Origin of the sequence: Bacillus sp. FDAARGOS_527 (assembly GCF_003812125.1) — a bacterium.
Lineage (GTDB): Bacteria > Bacillota > Bacilli > Bacillales > Bacillaceae_G > Bacillus_A > Bacillus_A paranthracis.
Genome location: NZ_CP033795.1, coordinates 2,532,681 through 2,553,061, shown reverse-complemented (window position 1 = coordinate 2,553,061; position 20,381 = coordinate 2,532,681). Strand labels below are relative to the sequence as shown.

Here is a 20,381-nt window from a genome sequence, read left to right as displayed (position 1 = left end):
ATGAAATGAAACATGTTACATAAGCCTGCTGTATATGCTGGCAATAATCGCTGGCTACATATTAAGTTCATATGTTTCATGAGCTTAACAATTTTATGTTTAATTGGCTCTATATTTTTAGCTGTTGCATTTGGTGCAAAGGATATCCATTTGCAAACCGTATGGACAGCGGTTTTTGATTATAATCCGAAATTAACGCAGCACCAAATTATTTATGAATTAAGGCTCCCCAGGGTAATTGGTGCAGCAATTGTAGGAGCTGCTTTTGCAGTGGCTGGCGCTGTTATGCAAGGAGTAACACGAAATCCTTTAGCGGATGCAGGTGTGCTTGGCATAAATGCAGGTGCTATGTTTGTAGTAGCACTTAGTTTTGCCTTTTTCCCGCATATGCCGTATTCCTATTTAATGATTGTCTCCTTTATTGGAGCGGTCTTAAGTACAGTGCTCATTTTTATTATCGGATCAGCAACATCAGGCGGATTAACACCGATGAGATTAACGATCGCTGGGGCAGTTATGGCTGCGCTTTTACATTCGTTAAGTTCAGGTGTCGCGATTTATTATGACTTAAGTCAAGATTTAGCTTTTTGGTACGCTGGTGGTGTTGCAGGGGTTAAGTGGGAACACTTGAAATTTTTAGTTCCTATTATTCTCATAACAATTGTTTTTGCGACAATTTTAGGGCGGTCTATTTCACTCATATCAATGGGGGATGATGTCGCTACGAATTTAGGAGTAAAAACGAACCGAACGAGAATACTAGGGATGATTATAGTAGTCATTCTTGCAGGTGTATCTGTTTCAGCTGTTGGCTCTATTGGATTTGTAGGACTCGTTATCCCGCATATTGCTAGAAAATTAGTTGGTGTTAATTATCGCCTCATTATTCCTATGTCAGCATTTTTAGGAGCCATGTTATTAGTTGTAGCTGACTTAGGGGCAAGAACAGTAAATCCTCCTAAAGAACTTGCAATAGGAATTATGGTGGCTCTTGTTGGAGTTCCGTTCTTCCTCTATATAGCACGTAAAGTTGGGAGGGAGTTGTAAGTGAAGAAGATTTTAAACACAGATAAAACGAGAGCCGTTACTGTAACTACAATATTTGGTTGTATTAGTATCGCTGTCATTTTGCTTAGCTTAAATACGGGGACACTTAGCATTGCACCGCTCAAAGTAATTCAAACGCTTTTCGGTCATGGTGATTTTGAGAGTGCAACCGTGCTATACGATTATCGTATGCCAAGAATTATAATCACAATGTTAGCTGGTATTGGCCTTGGGATTTCCGGTGCGATTTTGCAAGGGTTATCAAGGAATGCGTTGGCCGATCCTGGTATTCTTGGATTGCATTCAGGTGCATCTTTCGGGCTAATTATATTCGTTACTTTCTTTCATTCTATTAATGAGAATGCATCGATATTAATACCGTTATTTACATTTGGCGGAGGAGTATTAGCTGCATTTCTTATTATTTTACTTACGAGTGATCGGTCAAAAGGCTTACTTCCCATTAGACTTATTCTCGTTGGTATTGCGGTTTCAGCTGGCTTTAGTGCAATTTCGTTATTTTTCTCTCTCAAGTTAAATGATGAGACATATACATTCGCTTCTAGATGGCTAGTTGGTAACGTGTGGGGGAGGGATTGGATTCATGTCCTAGCATTATTACCTTGGATTTTCATACTAACCCCGTATGCATGGCTAAAATCTAAAACGTTAAATGCATTGTCACTAGGTGATAGTGTAGCAGCAGGACTTGGTGTTTCTGTTCAAAAAGAACGGTTACTACTTTTAGCTACAGCGGTTGGATTATCTTGCGCAAGTGTATCGATGGCAGGAGGGATTGGTTTTATCGGTTTAGTTGCTCCGCATATCGCAAGGAAGTTAGTAGGTACTACATATCAACATTTCCTTCCTTTAGCTGGCATTATCGGAATGATTATTTTAGTGCTAGCAGATACGATAGGTCGTTCTATATTTGAGCCAAACTCTATTCCAGCTGGTGTAGTAGTGGCCGCATTAGGAGCACCTTATTTTCTTTATTTACTTACAAAAACAAAATAAATACTTCAAAGAGGAGAACATATGAAAAAGAAACTTACTATTTTATTTAGCATCATGTGTATTTTAGTATTAGCAGCATGTGGTCAAACGAAATCTAATGAAGAGGCAACGAAAAAAACGGAAAAAAGTAATGACCCAAAAATTGCTTCAATGTCTATTCATTTAACAAATGATTTACTTGCATTAGGGATTACACCAGTAGGTTCTGTAATTGGTGGAGATTTAAAAGATTTCTTACCACATGCAAAAGAACAACTGAAAGATACGAAAAAACTTGGTGTTGTAACTGATCCGAATATGGAAGCATTACTTCAATTAAAGCCTACTGACATTTATGTGGATGAAAAATACGCGGGTAAAGATGTAGCGAAATACGAAAAAATTGCAAAAACACATACTTTCAATTTAGATGAAGGTACGTGGAGAGACCATTTAAAACAAGTTGGTAAACTTGTAAACCGTGAGAAAGAAGCGGATCAATATATTCAAGATTACGAAGAGCAATCAAAACGAGTAAAAGGTTTAATAGATAAAGAGCTAGGTAATAACGAAAAAGTAATGGCAATTCGCGTTACTGCAAAAGAATTACGTGTATTTAGTACGAAAAGACCGATGGGACCAATTTTATTCCAAGACTTAGGATTACAACCTGCAAATGGTGTAGAGAAAATCGATGGAAACCGTCCTTTCGAAGTCATTTCACAAGAAGTATTACCTGACTTTGATGCAGATGCTATTTTCGTTGTTGTAAACAGAGACGATAAAGCAAAAGCTGCATTTAAACAACTTCAAGAAACACCAATCTGGAAAGACTTAAAAGCAGTTAAAGGCAAGCACGTATACATTATCAATGACCAACCATGGCTTGACTATTCTGCTTTAGGAAACAAAATGGCAATGGATGAAGCGGAGAAAATGTTTACGAAATAATATCGATTCGTCGTTAGGAAGATCCTCTAAATTTAGAGGGTCTTTTTTTATTGTTAGAATAAATGAAAAATTATACAATGAATTTAATTTAACGTAGAGGAGATGTGCCAATGTCAGCGCTTATTGTAAGTATCCCGTTTATGAAACAGTTTATGAAACGAGGGGGTAAATAGGCTCGAATAATTATCCCTGTTATTTAGGGGGAGTTTGAAATGATGATGAATCTTTTTCAAAATAAAACGATTAAATTATCAGCTATTAGAGAAGCAGTGCAAAGAGATGGGAAGTGTTTTGATCGCATGATTATGGGGATATTGCGGGATGAATGGATAGAGCTACAAGGTTAGAAAGTATATTCGAAATTATATATGTAGTATGCAGGAGATATAATGAGAATTGGCGAAAATTTACAGTGTACGGATTGAATTTATAAGGAGTCATGCAAAATGAATTTAGAAAAAGCAAAACCAGTAAATGAAGAGGTCGCTGAATTAAAGGAGTTAATTAAAGAATTGCACGGAAGTGTACATCAACTTCAAAGCGAAGTGCAGCAACTAAGGCACGAAAGACCGGTTGTTGAAGTGAGAAAAGGTGTTCAATTATCGCCAACAATCGTTGGACAAATTGGTGGTATGATTTTAGGTGGGTTAGCAATTATAGGTATATTTTGGTGATGAAAAAAGGTATGCAGTTTAGTGCTACATACCTTTTTCGTTGTCGTTATTTGTCGGTAAGTCGATATTGTCTGTCGAATCGTCGATATACTTAGAAAATCGTTGATATATTTTAAAAATCGTCGATATAATTTCATGCAATACAACTTTTACATTAAATAACGTAAATATATATAAGCATGTGATAATAGTAATGCAATGATTGTTAACGGTAAACCAATTTTTAAGAAGTCCATATAAGAGAAAGCATGTCCTTCACGTTTAGCAATACCAGCAACGACTACGTTTGCGGATGCTCCGATTAATGTTCCGTTTCCTCCTAAGCAAGCTCCAAGTGATAAAGCCCACCATAATACTTCGATTTGCGGGGAATCGACAGATAGTCCGAGTCCTGTAGCTAAATCTTGAATAAGCGGGATCATTGTTGCGACAAATGGGATATTGTCAATGGTCGCAGATGCGATACCTGATACCCATAAAATAAGTATAGCGGCGAAACCGATATCGCCATTTGTGACGCCGATTACTTCTTTTGCGAGTGAAGAAATAAGTCCGATATCAATTAACCCGCCAACGAGAACGAATAGTCCAGTGAAGAAGAAAATAGTTACCCATTCAACGTGGGCAAATACATCTTCAATATCATGTTCTTTCACGCCGATTAGCATAAGAAGTGTAGCGCCTGTCATCGCGACAACCGCAGCGTCTACATGAATAACAGAATGAAGGATAAACCCTAAAATAGTTAGTCCCAAAATCGTGATCGATTTTAAAAGGAGGCTTTGATCTTTAATATAATCTTTCTCGTTTAATACCATAAGTTTTTCGATTTGCTCAGTTGTTGTTTTTAGTTTATTGCGATACATAAAGTAAATAATGCCAAGTGTCACGATAGAAATAATAATTACGATAGGAGCTAAGTTAAGTAAAAAGGCATTGAAGTCTAAATGCTTATTTGCTGATCCGATCATAATATTAGGTGGATCACCGATTAATGTTGCTGTTCCGCCTATATTTGAAAATAATACTTCTGAAATCAAATAAGGAACAGGATTAACTTTTAAAATACGTGTAATGGATAGCGTAACAGGTACGATTAATAATACGGTTGTTACGTTGTCCAAAAATGCTGATCCGACAGCGGTTAATAGGGAGAGCAGTAATAAAATACGGATTGGTTTTCCACCAGCTGCCTTCGCTGCTTTAATGGCCACAAATTCAAAGACGCCTGATTGACTCGTAATATGTACGAGAATCATCATCCCAATTAAAAGGGTGATCGTTTCCCATTGAATATGTGATGTGAAAGCGGTATGTAAATCTACAATTCCAAAAATAATCATAATAGCAGCACCGAATAGTGCAATTACAGCACGATTCAATTTCTCAGAAATAATAAATCCGTACGTGACTAAAAATACGGCAATTGCAAAATAATATTGCCAATTTGCTACTTCATGTGCTGATTGTTCCAATCATGTCACCTTCTTTAAAGTATGTATTCAATTGTAAACATGCATCCTTCTGCATAATTTTTATTGTAGCAAATTCAAAAAAGAAAGAAAACTATTTAACAAAGTGAAGGAAAAAATGTGTTTTTTACATATGATATAAAAAAATAAAGAAACACAGTGCAAATTATTAGGAAAAGTGAGAGTTGTCCTCTAATATAGAGATAGCAATTTACATTATTTTTGCGTAAAATGGTTTAAAGAGGTGAATTCCGATGGAAATAGTAAAAGATAGTTCTCTTATTCAAAATGAAATTGAACGTTTTGTAAATAAAGATGTATATATTCATTTAGAAACGACGAATGGAGCGTACGCGTCACACTTTAATGAAAAGATGATGACAGTTGGAGCATTCATTCGAAATGCAATGATTCGCTTTGAGCGCGGAAAGATTACTGGAACAAACCCATACCGAGTTGGTCTAAAGATGGATCATGGCTGGGTATATGCAGAAGGTATTACGCACTGGGAAGTAGACGATAAAGAGCGTTTATTACTTGCAGGGCACGATAACCAAGGCCGCTTAGCAGTTGCACTTGAGTTAAGCTTAACGCCATTTAAGTAAGAAGGAGGGAAACTTATGGAGAGACATGTACTTGTTGTATTTCCGCATCCAGATGATGAAGCATTTGCGGCGGGAGGAACAATTCGCTTATTAACAGATCAAGGAGTACCTGTAACGTATGCGTGCGGTACGCTAGGACAAATGGGACGTAACATGGGTAAGAACGTATTTGCTAACCGTGAAACGATTCCGAATATCCGTGAAAAAGAATTAAAAGATGCATGTGAAGCGATGGGAATCAAAGATTTAAGAATGCTTGGTTTCCATGATAAAACGTTAGAATTTGAAGATGTTGATTTCGTTGCAGACAAAATTGAAGCGATTATTCAAGAAGTAAATCCATCTCGAATTATTACATTTTATCCAGAGCACGGCGTACATCCAGATCATGATGCATTTGGCCGCGCTGTAGTTCGAGCTGTATCACGTATGTCAAAAGAAGAACGTCCAGTTATTCATGCGGTTGCGATTACGAAAAATCGCGAAGCTGTACTCGGTGAGCCGGATGTTGTAAATAATATTAGTGAAGTATTTGAGCATAAATTAGCTGCACTAGGTGCGCACCGTTCGCAAACAGAAGCGATGCTTGAAGAAACACACGCGAAAATTAAAAACAAAGATGCAGCAACATTAAAATGGTTGCAACTTGAACAATTTTGGACTTATAAATGGGAGTAGACTAGAAGGGAACCTTCTAGTAGCTCTTACATAGAAAAAGCGCCGTCACTTGTGACGGTGCTTTTTTGTGCTATTAACAATATTAGCATCATCCCTTTCTAAAGATAGGACAGCTTTAGCTACTTTCTTACTAGAATGAGGATGTTATAAGAAAGTTTGTTGCTTTTATCATTATTTGGAATCTGTATTATTACATAAAGTTCAAGTGGAGAAGAGAGTATACTTTTTGTATGGTGTAATAAAGATATATCCCGCCTACAGAAATAGGCAGGCTATTTTTTATAAAGAAAAGACAACTTAAGGCTAGAGCCCTTGTTAAGAAATAGGGTGAAAACAAGATTTTTTAACGAGAGATAAGGTCGTTCAACAGATAAAGATATCGTATTTGAAACATGTGATTATTCGTGGGTTAAGTTATATTTTTGATAAAAAATCTTTAAAAAGCATTACAATTCCTAGAAGAGATAAGACTTCAATCGAAAACCAAAATACACTTTTTTGAGGTTTTTTAAATTCCATTATTATGGAGAAAAATAAAAAGATAGCAATGAGAAAAAAATTAAGAGACGAAGTATATCAAACATCAATAGCACTCCTAATAGTTAATTTGTTTCACTATATAGTTATTTCCAATATTACAGAATTTAAGAAGCGACTAATTAATATTAAAGCAAAAAGTTCTCAGAATTCATGAATTAAAAATGAAAAAATTTGAGCCACTGAAAACAGGGGGATTATATATTAATTAGTTTAGCGATTGAAAGAGTAATTTTTTAATCTTGTAAATGTCTGGTTAGTTCAACTAAACAATTAGTGGGGGATAGATACCCCTCTTAATGATTAGAATTTCACTTTTTTTGTTTTCTTTTTTATATAAAGCCTTAGAACTGGAATTTAGTAATGGTTTATAAGAAACATATATTTTGAATTGTTTAATAGAATAATATATATTTATATAGATTTAATGATTTTAGTTTGCTAAAAATGGGGAAATCGATATGAAGGTTAAATTTGCTGTAATAAAAGATGAGAACTTTGATTGTAGTTTATTGGAAAGAAAATTAATGAAAACTTTTAAAGAAGTAGATTGTGAAGCAGATATTGTAAAGATTGAGGATGGTATTTTTGAAAACAATGGTATACAAACGCATTTATTAGAAATAACCATTCATGTTACTGGAAAAAATATTGGGTATAGGTCTGTTTCCGCCAGTATATTTATTGTTCTAGAGAGTTTATCAATGGAACTATTTCGTATTACTATTAGTATACATTAAGCAGCTAACAAAGTAGACTCTTCATAAAATCATACTGACTATATTGAGTTAGTAAACATGAAAATGGTGATGAAAACAATAGAAATTATCTTAGGTGCTCTCGTATGCTGGAGAGCACCTTGTTTGCTGTTACATAAACAAGGGATTCCTTTTCTATATTTAATTTATCCTAACGCTAATTTTAATATAGAAGAATGGAAACATAATTAGATTGTGCAAATAATTTGGTGCGCACATATACGGAATGTATTCACCGGTAAGAGGGTTGTCTCATAATATATATAGATTTTTCTATTAAGATGAACAGAGGGTGTGAATATATGGAAGATGTTTACGCTAAAATTGACAGTCTCAAGGCCGACCAAAAAGAAATTATGAGAGACATTCGTGCTTTAGAAACGCGTACTACTATTAATGAGAAAGACATAGCAACAATTAATAAGCAATTAGAAAAAATAAGTACAAACACAACTTGGATTTTGCGTATTATTATTAGTACGATAATAATGTCAGTTTTAGGATTGATATTAAAAGGGATGATTTAAAAGAAAGAGGGGAGCTCCCTCTTTCTTTTATGTAAATAAGAAGTTATACATTTTCCGTTTCTTTTTCATCTGCATACTTATCCTCTAAGGAAATTAATAGAGGGATTGATATAGTTACAAGAATGATTAAAGTAGTTATAAAAGATTTAGAAAGAGAAAAAGAACCTTCAATTAAAGGTGATAAAAACTTGAATGAAAGTATACTTGTTAGTAAGGAAATTACTAAAAAGCTAAAAAGAGATATATTTTTATTCTTTATAGATCTCTCTATAAAGTCTTTAACGCAGGTTATTAAGACAAATATAGTTAATATGATAAGAGAAACAAAATAATGTGTTACATTCGTCATACTAATAGTAGGGTCGTCTATTATGTAAGCAAGTAACTTAGATACTAATATTCCTCCAAACAATAAAATAATAAAAGCGAGTAATCCTTCCAATATATAAGTGCTGAAATTATCTTTCTTGTTAAAAAGCTTATAGTTCAGAGTAGATTGGGTTATTTGAATTAGGAATAGGCTAATAATCCATACATAATATACAATTGGTAATTCTCCTGAGAATAGAGAAATTAGGAAGTTTAATAGTGTCCTTAAAATTTCAATCATTACGAAAGTCCTCCTGTTTGTAAGCTTGGCGAAATTAGAAATATGCTAGTCTATCGTTTAATAATTAAATCTATTGATTCAAACTATTTCTAATTATTCCGTAAAAAGGTTGTTGATTCAAGGTATCTCTTTAATAAATCTGCCAAGGCCGAATAATAGAAAAAGAAACGCAATATGTAATATAATTGAAAAAGTGTATTTAAAAAATCAATGTTAATATTACCCTCCTATAAGTATTAACATACGTAATTGAGGTGTTTTCTTTGTTGTTTTATGAGCGAATTTCTATCATGGCCCCTCCTGTTCCGTAGCTAAGGAAAGTCTTTTTATTTCTGAGATTTTCAAAGTTATAGGAGGGTATGAAAAATGAAAAAAGTCTCAGTACCATCACTTTTGTTAATGATTATTCTTGTCGCATTTCCGCAAATTAGTGAAACGATCTACACACCGTCTTTACCGGACATTTCAAAGGCGTTACATGTAAGTAATAATGAGGTACAGTTAACGCTTAGTGTGTATTTTGCTGGATTTGCTTTAGGTGTATTTTTTATTGGATGGTTATCAGATATAATTGGCCGTCGCCCAGCAATGTTACTTGGAATTGTCGTATATGGCGTTGGGAGTTTCTTATGCTTTATTACAAATTCCATTGAAGTTTTATTAGTAAGTCGTTTTATTCAAGCGTTTGGAGCAAGTGCAGGATCAGTTGTGACACAAACGATTCTACGTGAAAGTGTAGAGGGGCATAAGCGCCACGTTATGTTTGCTCAAATTTCGGCAGTTATTGCTTTTACACCAGCGATAGGACCGTTAATTGGTGGCTTTCTTGATCAAATGTTTGGATTTAAAATCGTATTTTTGAGTTTAGTAGTTATGAGTATCGGGATTTTTCTGTATACGTTTGTTTCTCTTCCGGAAACAAAAACGGGCTCAGTGACGAATAAAATAAATGTGTTTTCAGTCTTGAAGAGGTTAATTACAAATCCGAAAGTAGTAACGTATGGGCTATTAATTGGAGGAGCAAATGGTGTTTTATTTAGCTATTATGCAGAAGCACCGTTTATCTTTATTGAATACTTTCAATTATCGCCTAGTATGTATGGATTTTTAGGAATTGTTGTAGCGTCTGCTTCTATTGTTGGAGCGAAAGTTTCGAAACGTTTACTTGCTACTTATAAACCAGAGAAAATTATATATATCGGTTGTCTCGTAATGACAGGAGGAGCTATCCTTTTATCTGTTATTACGTTTGTTGGACCAAATCCGAATGCAATATATATGGTTGTATTTTTAGTAGCGATGTTTATATTGCTATTAGGAATCGGAGTAGCGCTACCTAACTGTTTAAGTTTAGCATTAGTAGATTTTCAAGATGTTATTGGTACAGCAGGTGCATTGTTTAGCTTAGGGTACTATGTAATTGTAACGATGACAATTTGGGGAATGAGTCAGCTGCATACGGGCTCGTTACTAGTGATGCCACTTTATTTTCTAGCTATAGTCGTTATCATGACAGTGTTTACTAAAGTGTTTATTTTAGGTAAACAAACTTCAAAAACGATTTAAATATGTAATGGTAAAAGGGTCTCATTAAAAATGAGACTCTTTTATATTTTATCCCGCTGTTTTGAGGCAGTAAGATTCCTGCCTCAAAATTAGATTAAAAAAGTTAGTAGTTTATTAATATATTAAATTTCTGGTTGGTATATGAATTGGACGCGTGGGAAATTACGTTATCAACTATAACGATTGAAGTACATGAGATGTGAAACCGAGGAAAAAATGCTCTCCTCGGTTATTTATATTGTAATAATATACATGCCGGAATCATATTGAATAGATGTATTTTATTGTTAATTTAGTTAAAAATTAATCAGACTTATGTATAATAATTTATTGAAAAAATAATTGAATTTTTCAGATTAATGAATTAATATAAGGTAAGTAATTTTAAGATTTATAGAATATTGGAAGATGAAAGGTTTTGAGAATTTTATAAGAAGCAATAAAAACGATTTTAGGATAGCTTTAAAGCTAGTGTAAAATGACGTTTGCTTCATCATTTTCAGGGCCGAAAGGAATTAGGGGAAAGCATCTTGTTTTAAAATGCGGCTATGAATCATCTAAGAGGGGGAAGTGAAGTGGCAAACAAAGAATTGAAAAGAGGTTTAGAAGCACGTCATATTCAAATGATTGCTTTAGGCGGAACGATTGGTGTTGGTTTGTTTATGGGGTCAGCCAGCACGATTAAATGGACAGGTCCGTCAGTTATGCTTGCGTATGCAATTGCAGGTATTTTTATCTTCTTCATCATGCGTGCCATGGGAGAAATGTTGTATATGGAGCCAAGTACAGGATCATTTGCAACGTTCGGTCATAAGTATATTCACCCGTTAGCTGGTTACATGACAGCGTGGAGTAACTGGTTCCAGTGGGTTATCGTTGGGATGTCAGAGATTATCGCGGTGGGGGCGTATATGCAATATTGGTTCCCTGACTTACCAGCTTGGATACCAGGTGTAATTGCAATGGTTATTCTTGGCGCAGCTAACTTAATTTCTGTTAAGTCATTTGGTGAATTTGAATTTTGGTTTGCGATGATTAAAATCGTTACAATTCTATTAATGATTATTGCGGGATTTGGACTTATTTTCTTTGGAATTGGTAACGGTGGAGAAGCGATTGGCATATCGAATCTTTGGTCAAATGGTGGTTTCTTTACAGGTGGTTTTTCTGGATTCTTCTTTGCATTATCACTTGTAGTAGGAGCGTATCAAGGTGTAGAATTAATCGGTATTACTGCTGGTGAAGCGAAGGATCCGAAGAAGACACTTACAAGAGCGATTCAAAGTACAATTTGGCGTATTTTAATTTTCTACATCGGTGCGATTTTCGTTATTGTAACTGTGTATCCGTGGGATCAATTAAGTACAATTGGAAGTCCATTCGTAGCAACTTTTGCGAAAGTTGGTATTACGGCTGCTGCGGGATTAATTAACTTTGTTGTTATTACAGCAGCAATGTCTGGTTGTAATAGTGGTATTTATAGTGCTGGTCGTATGCTATATACGTTAGGTGTAAATGGACAAGCACCGAAATATTTCACGAAACTTTCTGGAAATGGTGTACCTTTATTCGGTACAGTTGGCGTAATTATCGGTTTAGCGGTCGGTGTAGTTCTAAGTTATATTGCACCAAAAAACTTATTCGTATATGTATATAGTGCGAGTGTACTTCCTGGTATGGTACCATGGTTTGTCATTTTAATTAGCCAAATTAATTTTAGAAAAGAAAAGGGAGCAGAGATGAAAGATCATCCGTTCAAAATGCCGTTTGCTCCTGTTACAAACTATTTAACAATTGCCTTTTTAATTATGGTATTAATCGGAATGTGGTTTAACGATGATACGCGCATTTCACTAGTTGTAGGTATTATTTTCTTAGCTATCGTTACAATTAGTTTCTATGCTTTCGGAATAGGGAAGCGAACTCCGTTAGACGTTCAAAATGATCAAGAGATTTCAAGTAAATAAAGATAGTAAAAAGTCCGATTTCTTATTTGGAAATCGGACTTTTTGTTATTAAAACTTTTCTAAAACGATTTTCCCAATTGTACTTCCGCTTTCAAGCAGGGCATGTGCTTTTTTTACATTTTCAGCGTTAATTGGTGTGAATGTTTCATTTAAAGTAGTCTTTAAAATGCCTTCATCTAGTAGTTCGCTTACTTTATTTAATAGTTCGTGTTGCGTAATCATGTCTCCAGTTTCATACATCGCTTTTGTAAACATAAATTCCCAAACGAGTGTAGCACTTTTACTTTTTAAAATGCCCATCTCAAGAGGGTGTTCATTTTCTACGATAGAGCAAATTTTTCCTTGTGGTTTAATGAGGTCACATATTGCTTGCCAATGTTGATCTGTATTGTTTAGGCAGAAAATATAATCTACATCTTTTAGCCCAAACTCTAATATTTGTTCTTGTAAAGGTTGGTGATGGTTAATGATATAATCGGCACCGAATTTTTCAACCCAGTGTATCGTTTCATTGCGGGATGCAGTTGTGATAACATTTAGTCCGGCCCATTTCGCAAGTTGAATGGCAATTGAACCTACACCACCAGCACCGCCTATAATTAAAATGTTTTTAAAGGAGTTCGTATCTTTCTTATTATAATCAATACCTAAACGTTCGAATAAACCTTCCCAAGCTGTAATAGCTGTTAACGGAAGTGCTGCAGATTCAGCATCACTTAACGTTTTTGGTTTTTTACCAACGATTCTTTCATCAACGAGGTGGTATTCACTATATGTACCTTGTCTCGTAATGCTTCCAGCGTAAAACACTTCATCGCCTTCTTTAAATAACGTACAACTTTCGCCAGTTTGTACAACAACACCACTCGCATCCCAGCCAAGTATTTTCGCTACTTCTTCTTTTTTATCTTTCGGAGAGCGAACTTTTGTATCAACTGGATTAACGGAAATAGCGTTAATTTTAACGAGTATATCTCTTCCTGTAGCAACAGGTCTTTCAACTTCCATATCAATTAAACTGTTTTCTTCTTCAATAGGTAAGTATTCATGTAAACCAATTGCTTTCATTTGTATTCCCTCCATTAAAGTAAGAGTCATTTACTCTTTTATTTTTATTATAGTAGGTGGAGCGTCATTATGTAAAAAAGTTAAGTCCCTTCTATTTTGTAAAAGGCCTGTTTCAGCATCATGTAGTACCGTGTAACTGGAGAGGATCCGCCATCGTTTTGATTTTATAGGCGTTGGATGAAAGTTATACTTATTTTTCCAGTGTACCTTGCAATGAATAATACCAAGTGTTATATTATACTTGTGGTTACTTATTATAAAACAGTACTGAATAATAAATAGTAGTGAACATCAATTAGAATAGGGTGAATGAATATTGAATGTACAATTTAAAAAAGGAGTTTTAGAACTTTGTGTTCTTGTCTTACTTGATAAGCAAGACCGTTATGGGTATGAATTAGTTCGAAGTATTTCCAATCGAATTGAAATATCAGAAGGGTCTGTTTATCCTCTACTGCGTAGATTAACTAAAGAAGAATATTTTACAACGTATTTACAGGAGTCTTCAGAAGGTCCTTCAAGGAAGTATTATACGCTGACGGATAAAGGTAGAACGTATTTGTACCAACTTTTGAGGGAATGGAATGAGTTCTCACAAGGTGTCAATCAATTAATAAAAGAAGGTGTAAGTAATGACGAAAAATGAATTTTTACAACAATTAAATGCATCTCTAAAAAGATTATCTGAAAAAGAGCGTGCAGATATTTTAAAAGATTATGAAGAACATTTTACTTTCGGATTAGAGGAAGAGAAAAGTGAAGAAGAAATTGTAGCTTCATTAGGTTCTCCAGCTCAAATCGCCAAAGAGTTATTAGCAGATTATCATATTGAGAAAGTAACAACAAGTGCAACAACAGGAAATGTTTTTCGTGCAATTTGGGCAGTAATTGGATTAGGTTTTTTCAATTTGTTAATCGTACTTGCACCTGCAATTACATTAGCGGCATTGATTTTTTCAGGTTGGGTTCTAGGTATCTCATTTTTAGGTGCACCATTACTTGTTTTAGTTGATACGATTATACATCCAAATACATTCTTGTTATTTAATCTTTTCGTTTCTTTAGCACTTTGTGGACTTGGATATTTCATTGTTATTGCTATGTTATTTTTAACGAAGTTAGCAACGAAAGGATTTGTTCGTTATTTAAAGTTCAATATAGCACTAGTAAAAGGTGGTTTGAAGCATGATAAATAAGAAGAGTTTCTCAATCATTGCAGGTATTATTTTCATTATTGGTATTATCGGAAGTTTATTCACTTATCGTTCAATTGCTGCGGTACCAATTTCAGAAGAAAAGGCCATTAATAATAATGTGTCAAGCGTCATTATCGATACGAATAATGTTCGTGTTAACATCAACCCTACAACAGGTAGTAACGTGAAAGTAAAATTAGATGGTGAGGTTAATCCAAACGTAAAAAGAACATTAGCTACGGATGAGAAAGATTCAACGCTTCTTATTTCTTATAAAGAAAAACAACAGAGTTGGTTCAACTTTAATATTTCTGAAGTGTTGGCGCCATTAACATTAAATGTGTATCTACCTGAAAAACAATATGAATCATTAAAAGTTTCCAATAATAATGGCTATGTTTCTGCTAAAAAACTAAACGCAACAAATTTTAATATCAATACAAGCAATGGACGTGTTGAATTAAGAGAAATCAATTCGCCAAAAATTATCGCGGAAACAAACAATGGAATTATGGATTTCAAAGATGTATTGGCACAAAATATTCATGTGAAATCGAACAACGGACGAATAATGCTAGACCATGTTGAAGGTGAAATAGAGGGGCAAACTAAAAATGGAAGTCTTACTCTGAAAACGAATGAACTGGATCGAAATCTCAATTTTACGACTCACAATGGAAAAATTAATATTGAAACGGAAAAAGAACCAACTAATGTTCAATTTAATGTTGCTGTTGATAATGGTAGAGCGAATATCCTTGATAAATATAATGGAAATACCGTTATTGGAAAAGGAGAAAATGTAATTAAATTAAATACACATAACGGAAATATTACAGTGGAAAAACAATAGCATATCTGCCAAATTTAAACTACAAAATCATTGAAGGGGATTATGAAGTGGTACCAGGTGTTCGGTTATTGTATACGCCAGGCCATTCTCCAGGCCATCAGTCGCTATTAATTGAGACAGAAAAATGGGGTCCTGTACTATTAACGATTGATGCATCTTATACGAAAGAAAATTTTGAAGATGAAGTGCCGTTTGCGGGATTTGATTCGGAATTAGCTTTATCTTCAATTAAACGTTTAAAAGAAGTTGTGGCGAAAGAGAAACCAATTATTTTCTTTGGTCATGATATAGAGCAGGAAAAGGGTTGTAAAGTGTTCCCGGAATATATATAGTGCAAAAAGTCATGAGCTTACGTGCTCATGACTTTTTCGTTTAAATAATTTTTTTGAATAAGTTATAAACCTTTTTTGAGCTATCTTCATTTAATTGATAGTACTTGAGGTTTACATCATCAGGAGTATCTTGCTGAGCAATCATCACTTCGTTACTGTGATGATCAACTACCCATATGAAATATTTTTTATAAGTTCCATCCTCAAAAGTAATCCACATATCACAATCTATTAAATCTGATCCTTCTTCATCTAATGTTAATTTTCCTTTTTTTGCGGTATCCATACTATTAATAAACGTTTTTAATTCATCTGTTTTTGTGAGGAAGATATCCTTTTTTGTTTTAATGGATTCGACATGTATATCTTTTATTTCCTGTTTTCCTAAGAAGACAGGGGGCTCATTTGGATCCCTTTGCGTTGAAATAATAGTAGCTTTTTTCTTTGGCTTATTTGCTGTATACAAATCTTGAATAGATTTTCCAGAGTTTACAAACCATATGATCCCGCAAATAATCAATGTGCTACAAAGCAGTAAAATAATTTTCTTAATAGAATATTCTCCTCTCTATTACTTCGTATGAAGAGCTTTTCTATTAATATATGATAGGTAAGCATAAAGTATTATAGTTGAACGTGGTTATGTTTCACTGTTTTTATTGGGCGATCAACGAGTAAATTGTAAGTAAGCCCAATTAATACGAAAACACCTCCGATAATCTTTCCAGTTGAGAGTTCATTTGTTAGGAAGAAATCAATGATAGTTCCTGCAAATAATTGTCCGATAAAGATGAGTAACGTTAAATAAAATGCTGATATTTTAGGAGTAATATAGTTCGATAATGAAATAACGATAACGCCTACTAATCCGCCTAAATATACAGCGATAGGAATGGACTGTAACGTATGCATTGGAATGTAAAATGAATCTGAACTGAACATTAAAAATAACATAGAGAAAAATAAGCCAGTAATATAATTAAAAAACGTGCCTTCCCAATTGCCAATTTTCTTTGCTAAATTCGCGTTAATAATTCTAGCAACAACGATAGAAACACCAGCTAAAATAGCGATTGTAATATATAACATTTTCTTGCCTCCATTAATAAATTGTCATGATTATAATTCCAGAAGAGATGAAACATAATCCAATTAGTTTTTTCTTTTCAAACTTTGCAACTTTCATTCCTAATAAACCGAAATGATCAATAACGATGGAAGCAATGGATTGACCGAGTAAACTTAATGCGATCGTAATAGAGGCACCAAGGACGGAGAAACTTATATTGTTAAAAAGAACAGTGAATACTCCAATCGCTCCAGCGCTATATAAAAAAAGTGGAATACTTTTATCAAAATGGATTTTATGTTTGTTTATAATTAAAACGAAAATAACTGCAATTAAACCGACAAGGTGAATGACAACGCTCGCTGTGTACTTGCCAATTAACTCAGATAAAATCCCGTTCAGTGGAAGCATAACGGCGATGAGCACACCAATAAAGACAGAAAGAAAGTTATACAATGTAATATCCCCTTTGTATTTCATATTTGTAATGACTGTATCATGCTGAAATTGTGTATTACTATGACATATGTCATAGTGGAAGAAGAAAATTTTGATTACAATGGGGATGAGTTGTAAAGGCGGGGGAACTATGAAGAAAGTATGTAATTCTATTAAATTAGCAGGGTATATGAAACAAAATAATATTGACTCATTTTTTAGTAATGATATGAAGCCGTATATGGAACTTATATTTTTTAAAAAGAATGAGTTTATTTGTAGAGAAAATGAAGAGATAGATTATTTATATTTTTTCGTTGAAGGAAAAGCGAAAGCGTTTAATACATTAAGTAACGGTAAATCTGTATTATTATGTTTTTATGATAGTTTGCAGCTGTTAGGAGATGTGGAGTTAATTCATTCTCAAAAGACAGCTTCAAACGTACAAGTAATGGCAGATTCATATTGTGTTGGTTTGCCTTTAGGAAAAGTGAGAAATCAACTATTTCATGATGCAAAATTTTTACGATGTATTTGCGGATCGTTAGCACATAAATTAAACCGACTTTCAAAAAATAGTACAATTAATTTACTATATCCACTTGAAAATAGATTGGCGAGTTACATGTTAGCGGCAGGGGAACGAGCGGTGCAGCACGGAAATAGAATTGTATTTAGTGGGAATTTAACGGAAACAGCGGAATTGTTAGGAACGAGTTATCGGCATTTGTTGCGCACATTAAATATTTTTTGTGATAAAGAGATAATAAAGAAGAATGATGGTTGTTTTGAAGTAGTAAACGTGGAAGTTTTGAGAGAATTGGCGGCAGATGTTTATAAATAATATAGTAAAGTGGGGATTTAGATGAAAATAGCAATCATTTCAGATGTTCACGGAAATAGTCACGCTTTACAAGCAGTATTAAAAGATATTGCACGTCGTAAGGCCGAAATGATAATAAATTTAGGGGATAGCGTGTATGGGCCATTAGATCCTTTAGGAACCATTGAAATATTAATGAAGAACGAGATGGTACATATTAAGGGAAACTGTGATCGCATGCTTTGGGAACCTATACAAGAGCAGTCGGCTACACTAACTTTTGTCCAAAATCAATTAACAAAAAATCATATAGATTGGTTACAACAACATCCGTCACAATTTATTATAGAAGATATGTTATGTTGTCATGGTACGCCAATTTCAGATGAAGTGTATTTGTTAGAAGAGATGAATGAAAATGGTGCGATATTAAAGAATGAAAAAAATATAATGGATCGACTTCAAAATATTGAGCAAAAAATAATAGTATGCGGTCATACGCACATTCCTAGAGTTGTGTATTTAACAAACGGAAAAATCGTTATAAATCCAGGGAGTGTAGGACTTCCAGCATACAAAGATGAGTTACCTGTTATACATAAAATGGAATCAGGAACTCCGCATGCAAAATATGTAGTGATCGAAGAGGTTTTGGGAGAATGGATAATTGAACAAATTTCAGTTCCGTATAATTGGGAAGAAGCTGCTCGGTTAGCTACTCAACATGAAAGGCATGATTGGGCACAGGCGATAAAGACTGGGAAGATAGAATGAAGGGGAGCTTACTTTATGGTAAACTGCTCTTTTTTATTTTGAGTACATATTGAATTATATAAAAATAAAATGTTATGATTATGGAAACGTATGAATATATGAACAAGTATTCATATATTTGAGAAGAGGAGGGATTAGAATGAAAGACCTAATTATTATTGGAGCGGGTCAAGCTGGATTAACAATGGGATATTACTTGAAACAAGAAGGGTATAATTTTTTATTACTTGAGGCAGGAAACCGAGTTGGTGATTCATGGAGAAATCGATATGATTCTTTACAGCTTTTTACTCCGCGGCCTTACAGTAGTTTACCAGGTATGGCGTTAATAGATGAAAAAAATGAATTTCCATATAAAGATGAAATTGCAACGTATTTAGAAGAATATGCAAGACATTTTCAATTACCGATCCAATTGCAAACTAAAGTTTTTAAAATAAAGAAAGAAAGAGATATATTCGAATTACATACCCCTACAGAAATTTTACAAACGAAAAAAGTTATTATCGCAACAGGTGGTTTTCAGCAACCGTTTATTCCCTCAGTTTCAGCAAATCTATCATCACATGTTTTTCAAATACATTCATCACAATATAAATCACCATCACAAATTCCTAAGGAGAAAGTACTCGTAGTAGGTGGCGGGAATTCAGGAATGCAAATTGCAGTAGAACTGGCAAAAACTCATGAAGTTACACTGTCTATTAGTCATCCTTTAACGTATTTACCGTTACATCTTTTTAGAAAAAGTATTTTCAATTGGTTAGAAAAATTGGGTTTATTGTACGCCGAAGTAAATACAAAGAGGGGGAAATGGTTTCAAAAGAGAAAGGATCCCATTTTTGGATTTGAAGGTAAGGAACTCATTCGTAATGGATCAATACAACTACAAGAAAAAGTAGTAAGTGCATCAGAAAATAACATTATGTTTCAGAACGGTGAAACATATAGTGCAGAAAGCATTATATGGTCAACAGGCTTTATTCAGAACTATAACTGGATTGAAATAGAAAAGGCAGTGGATGAGAATGGATTGCCTAATCATGTAAAAGGAATAAGTCCAGTAAGAGGATTATATTATATCGGCTTGCCATGGCAGTCTCAAAGAGGTTCTGCACTTATTTGTGGTGTAGGAAAGGATGCGGCGTATTTACTTTCTGAAATCAAAAAAATAGATCAGTAGCAGCGACTACTGATCATCCATATGTACATGAATTAGGAGAGGTCAAACATTTATTGACTTTATTATAATTGATTTTCATAAGAATAAAAACTGAAAATTCTAATTTCGTGTTGAGAAAGTTTTTTGTATCGAAATATATAAAAGAATAGGGGGTTTTAGTAAAAAGAAATATGATATTTATATTGTAATAAATTATGATATAGTTTATAAAGAGTAGATTACATAAAATGTTATTTTATTACATATAAAGTAAGGGG

22 protein-coding genes and 2 pseudogenes are annotated in these 20,381 nt (G+C 34.0%); 18 read left to right on the top strand and 6 right to left on the bottom strand.

Going from position 1 to position 20,381, the window contains the following annotated elements:
• The first annotated feature begins 12 nt into the window (after positions 1–12).
• The 5 genes and pseudogenes from EGX95_RS15740 (at position 13) to EGX95_RS15720 (ending at position 3,668) form a co-directional block, all read left to right on the top strand.
• The gene (locus EGX95_RS15740; protein ID WP_000902671.1) at positions 13–1,047 is read left to right on the top strand and encodes a FecCD family ABC transporter permease; all 1,035 of its coding nucleotides are present in this window, start codon (positions 13–15) and stop codon (positions 1,045–1,047) included.
• Positions 1,048–2,064 carry a FecCD family ABC transporter permease gene (locus tag EGX95_RS15735; protein ID WP_000722685.1) on the top strand — a complete coding sequence of 339 codons (1,017 nt, stop codon included), beginning with the start codon at positions 1,048–1,050 and terminating at the stop codon, positions 2,062–2,064.
• A 21-nt stretch (positions 2,065–2,085) separates the two neighbouring features.
• Positions 2,086–2,994, top strand: a complete 909-nt coding sequence (locus EGX95_RS15730) for an iron-hydroxamate ABC transporter substrate-binding protein (RefSeq protein ID WP_000728195.1) — start codon at positions 2,086–2,088, stop codon at positions 2,992–2,994.
• Between the two features lie 257 nt (positions 2,995–3,251).
• Positions 3,252–3,341, top strand: a pseudogene (locus EGX95_RS15725) (GNAT family acetyltransferase); the annotation flags it as partial.
• Between the two features lie 99 nt (positions 3,342–3,440).
• Positions 3,441–3,668 carry a coiled-coil domain-containing protein gene (locus EGX95_RS15720; protein ID WP_001047304.1) on the top strand — a complete coding sequence of 76 codons (228 nt, stop codon included), beginning with the start codon at positions 3,441–3,443 and terminating at the stop codon, positions 3,666–3,668.
• 149 nt (positions 3,669–3,817) lie between these two features.
• On the opposite strand, the gene EGX95_RS15715 is transcribed toward EGX95_RS15720, so the two are convergent.
• A complete protein-coding gene (locus tag EGX95_RS15715; RefSeq protein WP_001992897.1) occupies positions 3,818–5,143 on the bottom strand; it encodes an ArsB/NhaD family transporter in 1,326 nt (441 codons plus the stop codon).
• Positions 5,144–5,394: 251 nt separating this feature from the next.
• Between EGX95_RS15715 and EGX95_RS15710 the strand changes: the two genes are divergently transcribed.
• From EGX95_RS15710 to EGX95_RS15695, 4 genes are all read left to right on the top strand, one after another.
• On the top strand, positions 5,395–5,745 hold the full coding sequence (locus EGX95_RS15710; RefSeq protein ID WP_000407043.1) for a YojF family protein: 351 nt from the start codon (positions 5,395–5,397) through the stop codon (positions 5,743–5,745).
• Between the two features lie 15 nt (positions 5,746–5,760).
• On the top strand, positions 5,761–6,423 hold the full coding sequence (bshB2, locus tag EGX95_RS15705; protein ID WP_000439461.1) for a bacillithiol biosynthesis deacetylase BshB2: 663 nt from the start codon (positions 5,761–5,763) through the stop codon (positions 6,421–6,423).
• 998 nt (positions 6,424–7,421) lie between these two features.
• Entirely contained in the window at positions 7,422–7,700 is a 279-nt protein-coding gene (locus tag EGX95_RS15700; RefSeq protein ID WP_000865001.1) for a hypothetical protein, read from the top strand.
• 320 nt (positions 7,701–8,020) lie between these two features.
• Positions 8,021–8,245 carry a hemolysin XhlA family protein gene (locus tag EGX95_RS15695; protein WP_000390460.1) on the top strand — a complete coding sequence of 75 codons (225 nt, stop codon included), beginning with the start codon at positions 8,021–8,023 and terminating at the stop codon, positions 8,243–8,245.
• A 43-nt stretch (positions 8,246–8,288) separates the two neighbouring features.
• Here EGX95_RS15695 and EGX95_RS15690 read toward each other — a convergent pair whose 3' ends face one another.
• Entirely contained in the window at positions 8,289–8,855 is a 567-nt protein-coding gene (locus EGX95_RS15690) for a DUF5823 family protein (protein WP_000570015.1), read from the bottom strand.
• A 366-nt stretch (positions 8,856–9,221) separates the two neighbouring features.
• On the opposite strand from EGX95_RS15690, the gene EGX95_RS15685 reads away from it, so the two are divergent.
• Both EGX95_RS15685 and EGX95_RS15680 read left to right on the top strand, forming a co-directional pair.
• Complete coding sequence (locus EGX95_RS15685) at positions 9,222–10,421, top strand: multidrug effflux MFS transporter (protein WP_000757991.1); 1,200 nt, start codon at positions 9,222–9,224, stop codon at positions 10,419–10,421.
• A 575-nt stretch (positions 10,422–10,996) separates the two neighbouring features.
• Entirely contained in the window at positions 10,997–12,388 is a 1,392-nt protein-coding gene (locus EGX95_RS15680) for an amino acid permease (RefSeq protein WP_001284419.1), read from the top strand.
• 48 nt (positions 12,389–12,436) lie between these two features.
• Here EGX95_RS15680 and EGX95_RS15675 read toward each other — a convergent pair whose 3' ends face one another.
• Positions 12,437–13,456: a zinc-binding alcohol dehydrogenase family protein gene (locus EGX95_RS15675; RefSeq protein ID WP_000643776.1), complete on the bottom strand. Its 1,020-nt coding sequence runs from the start codon at positions 13,454–13,456 to the stop codon at positions 12,437–12,439.
• A 316-nt stretch (positions 13,457–13,772) separates the two neighbouring features.
• On the opposite strand from EGX95_RS15675, the gene EGX95_RS15670 reads away from it, so the two are divergent.
• The 4 genes and pseudogenes from EGX95_RS15670 to EGX95_RS15655 all read left to right on the top strand — a co-directional run.
• The gene (locus tag EGX95_RS15670) at positions 13,773–14,102 is read left to right on the top strand and encodes a PadR family transcriptional regulator (protein WP_001102641.1); all 330 of its coding nucleotides are present in this window, start codon (positions 13,773–13,775) and stop codon (positions 14,100–14,102) included.
• Positions 14,089–14,652, top strand: a complete 564-nt coding sequence (locus EGX95_RS15665) for an HAAS signaling domain-containing protein (RefSeq protein WP_123805648.1) — start codon at positions 14,089–14,091, stop codon at positions 14,650–14,652. Before EGX95_RS15670 ends, EGX95_RS15665 begins: the two co-directional genes overlap by 14 nt.
• Entirely contained in the window at positions 14,642–15,505 is an 864-nt protein-coding gene (locus tag EGX95_RS15660; protein ID WP_000608742.1) for a DUF4097 family beta strand repeat-containing protein, read from the top strand. Before EGX95_RS15665 ends, EGX95_RS15660 begins: the two co-directional genes overlap by 11 nt.
• A 5-nt stretch (positions 15,506–15,510) precedes the next feature.
• A pseudogene (locus tag EGX95_RS15655) lies at positions 15,511–15,837 on the top strand (MBL fold metallo-hydrolase); the annotation flags it as partial.
• Between the two features lie 40 nt (positions 15,838–15,877).
• On the opposite strand, the gene EGX95_RS15650 reads toward EGX95_RS15655, so the two are convergent.
• From EGX95_RS15650 to EGX95_RS15640, 3 genes are all read right to left on the bottom strand, one after another.
• A complete protein-coding gene (locus EGX95_RS15650; RefSeq protein ID WP_033674952.1) occupies positions 15,878–16,372 on the bottom strand; it encodes a hypothetical protein in 495 nt (164 codons plus the stop codon).
• Between the two features lie 89 nt (positions 16,373–16,461).
• Positions 16,462–16,926 (bottom strand): DMT family transporter, encoded by a 465-nt coding sequence (locus EGX95_RS15645; protein ID WP_000965819.1) that lies wholly within the window; start codon positions 16,924–16,926, stop codon positions 16,462–16,464.
• Between the two features lie 13 nt (positions 16,927–16,939).
• Positions 16,940–17,386 (bottom strand): DMT family transporter, encoded by a 447-nt coding sequence (locus EGX95_RS15640; protein WP_002028123.1) that lies wholly within the window; start codon positions 17,384–17,386, stop codon positions 16,940–16,942.
• Between the two features lie 109 nt (positions 17,387–17,495).
• Between EGX95_RS15640 and EGX95_RS15635 the strand changes: the two genes are divergently transcribed.
• The 3 genes from EGX95_RS15635 to EGX95_RS15625 all read left to right on the top strand — a co-directional run bounded on the left by EGX95_RS15635 (position 17,496) and on the right by EGX95_RS15625 (position 20,124).
• The gene (locus EGX95_RS15635) at positions 17,496–18,188 is read left to right on the top strand and encodes a cyclic nucleotide-binding domain-containing protein (protein ID WP_000754855.1); all 693 of its coding nucleotides are present in this window, start codon (positions 17,496–17,498) and stop codon (positions 18,186–18,188) included.
• Positions 18,189–18,209: 21 nt separating this feature from the next.
• Entirely contained in the window at positions 18,210–18,941 is a 732-nt protein-coding gene (locus tag EGX95_RS15630; RefSeq protein WP_000684262.1) for a metallophosphoesterase family protein, read from the top strand.
• A 139-nt stretch (positions 18,942–19,080) separates the two neighbouring features.
• The gene (locus EGX95_RS15625) at positions 19,081–20,124 is read left to right on the top strand and encodes a flavin-containing monooxygenase (RefSeq protein ID WP_000653887.1); all 1,044 of its coding nucleotides are present in this window, start codon (positions 19,081–19,083) and stop codon (positions 20,122–20,124) included.
• Positions 20,125–20,381 lie beyond the last annotated feature (257 nt).

Excerpts from the sequence above, each read along its gene's own strand:
- EGX95_RS15700 (WP_000865001.1), top strand. The coding sequence starts at position 7,422 with ATGAAGGTTAAATTTGCTGTAATAAAAGATGAGAACTTTGATTGTAGT.
- EGX95_RS15720 (WP_001047304.1), top strand. The coding sequence starts at position 3,441 with ATGAATTTAGAAAAAGCAAAACCAGTAAATGAAGAGGTCGCTGAATTA.
- EGX95_RS15625 (WP_000653887.1), top strand. The coding sequence starts at position 19,081 with ATGAAAGACCTAATTATTATTGGAGCGGGTCAAGCTGGATTAACAATG.
- EGX95_RS15635 (WP_000754855.1), top strand. The coding sequence starts at position 17,496 with ATGAAGAAAGTATGTAATTCTATTAAATTAGCAGGGTATATGAAACAA.
- EGX95_RS15645 (WP_000965819.1), bottom strand. The coding sequence starts at position 16,926 with ATGTTATATATTACAATCGCTATTTTAGCTGGTGTTTCTATCGTTGTT.
- EGX95_RS15660 (WP_000608742.1), top strand. The coding sequence starts at position 14,642 with ATGATAAATAAGAAGAGTTTCTCAATCATTGCAGGTATTATTTTCATT.
- EGX95_RS15710 (WP_000407043.1), top strand. The coding sequence starts at position 5,395 with ATGGAAATAGTAAAAGATAGTTCTCTTATTCAAAATGAAATTGAACGT.
- EGX95_RS15665 (WP_123805648.1), top strand. The coding sequence starts at position 14,089 with ATGACGAAAAATGAATTTTTACAACAATTAAATGCATCTCTAAAAAGA.
- EGX95_RS15640 (WP_002028123.1), bottom strand. The coding sequence starts at position 17,386 with ATGAAATACAAAGGGGATATTACATTGTATAACTTTCTTTCTGTCTTT.
- EGX95_RS15675 (WP_000643776.1), bottom strand. The coding sequence starts at position 13,456 with ATGAAAGCAATTGGTTTACATGAATACTTACCTATTGAAGAAGAAAAC.
- EGX95_RS15685 (WP_000757991.1), top strand. The coding sequence starts at position 9,222 with ATGAAAAAAGTCTCAGTACCATCACTTTTGTTAATGATTATTCTTGTC.
- EGX95_RS15690 (WP_000570015.1), bottom strand. The coding sequence starts at position 8,855 with ATGATTGAAATTTTAAGGACACTATTAAACTTCCTAATTTCTCTATTC.
- EGX95_RS15730 (WP_000728195.1), top strand. The coding sequence starts at position 2,086 with ATGAAAAAGAAACTTACTATTTTATTTAGCATCATGTGTATTTTAGTA.
- bshB2 (WP_000439461.1), top strand. The coding sequence starts at position 5,761 with ATGGAGAGACATGTACTTGTTGTATTTCCGCATCCAGATGATGAAGCA.
- EGX95_RS15740 (WP_000902671.1), top strand. The coding sequence starts at position 13 with ATGTTACATAAGCCTGCTGTATATGCTGGCAATAATCGCTGGCTACAT.
- EGX95_RS15630 (WP_000684262.1), top strand. The coding sequence starts at position 18,210 with ATGAAAATAGCAATCATTTCAGATGTTCACGGAAATAGTCACGCTTTA.
- EGX95_RS15695 (WP_000390460.1), top strand. The coding sequence starts at position 8,021 with ATGGAAGATGTTTACGCTAAAATTGACAGTCTCAAGGCCGACCAAAAA.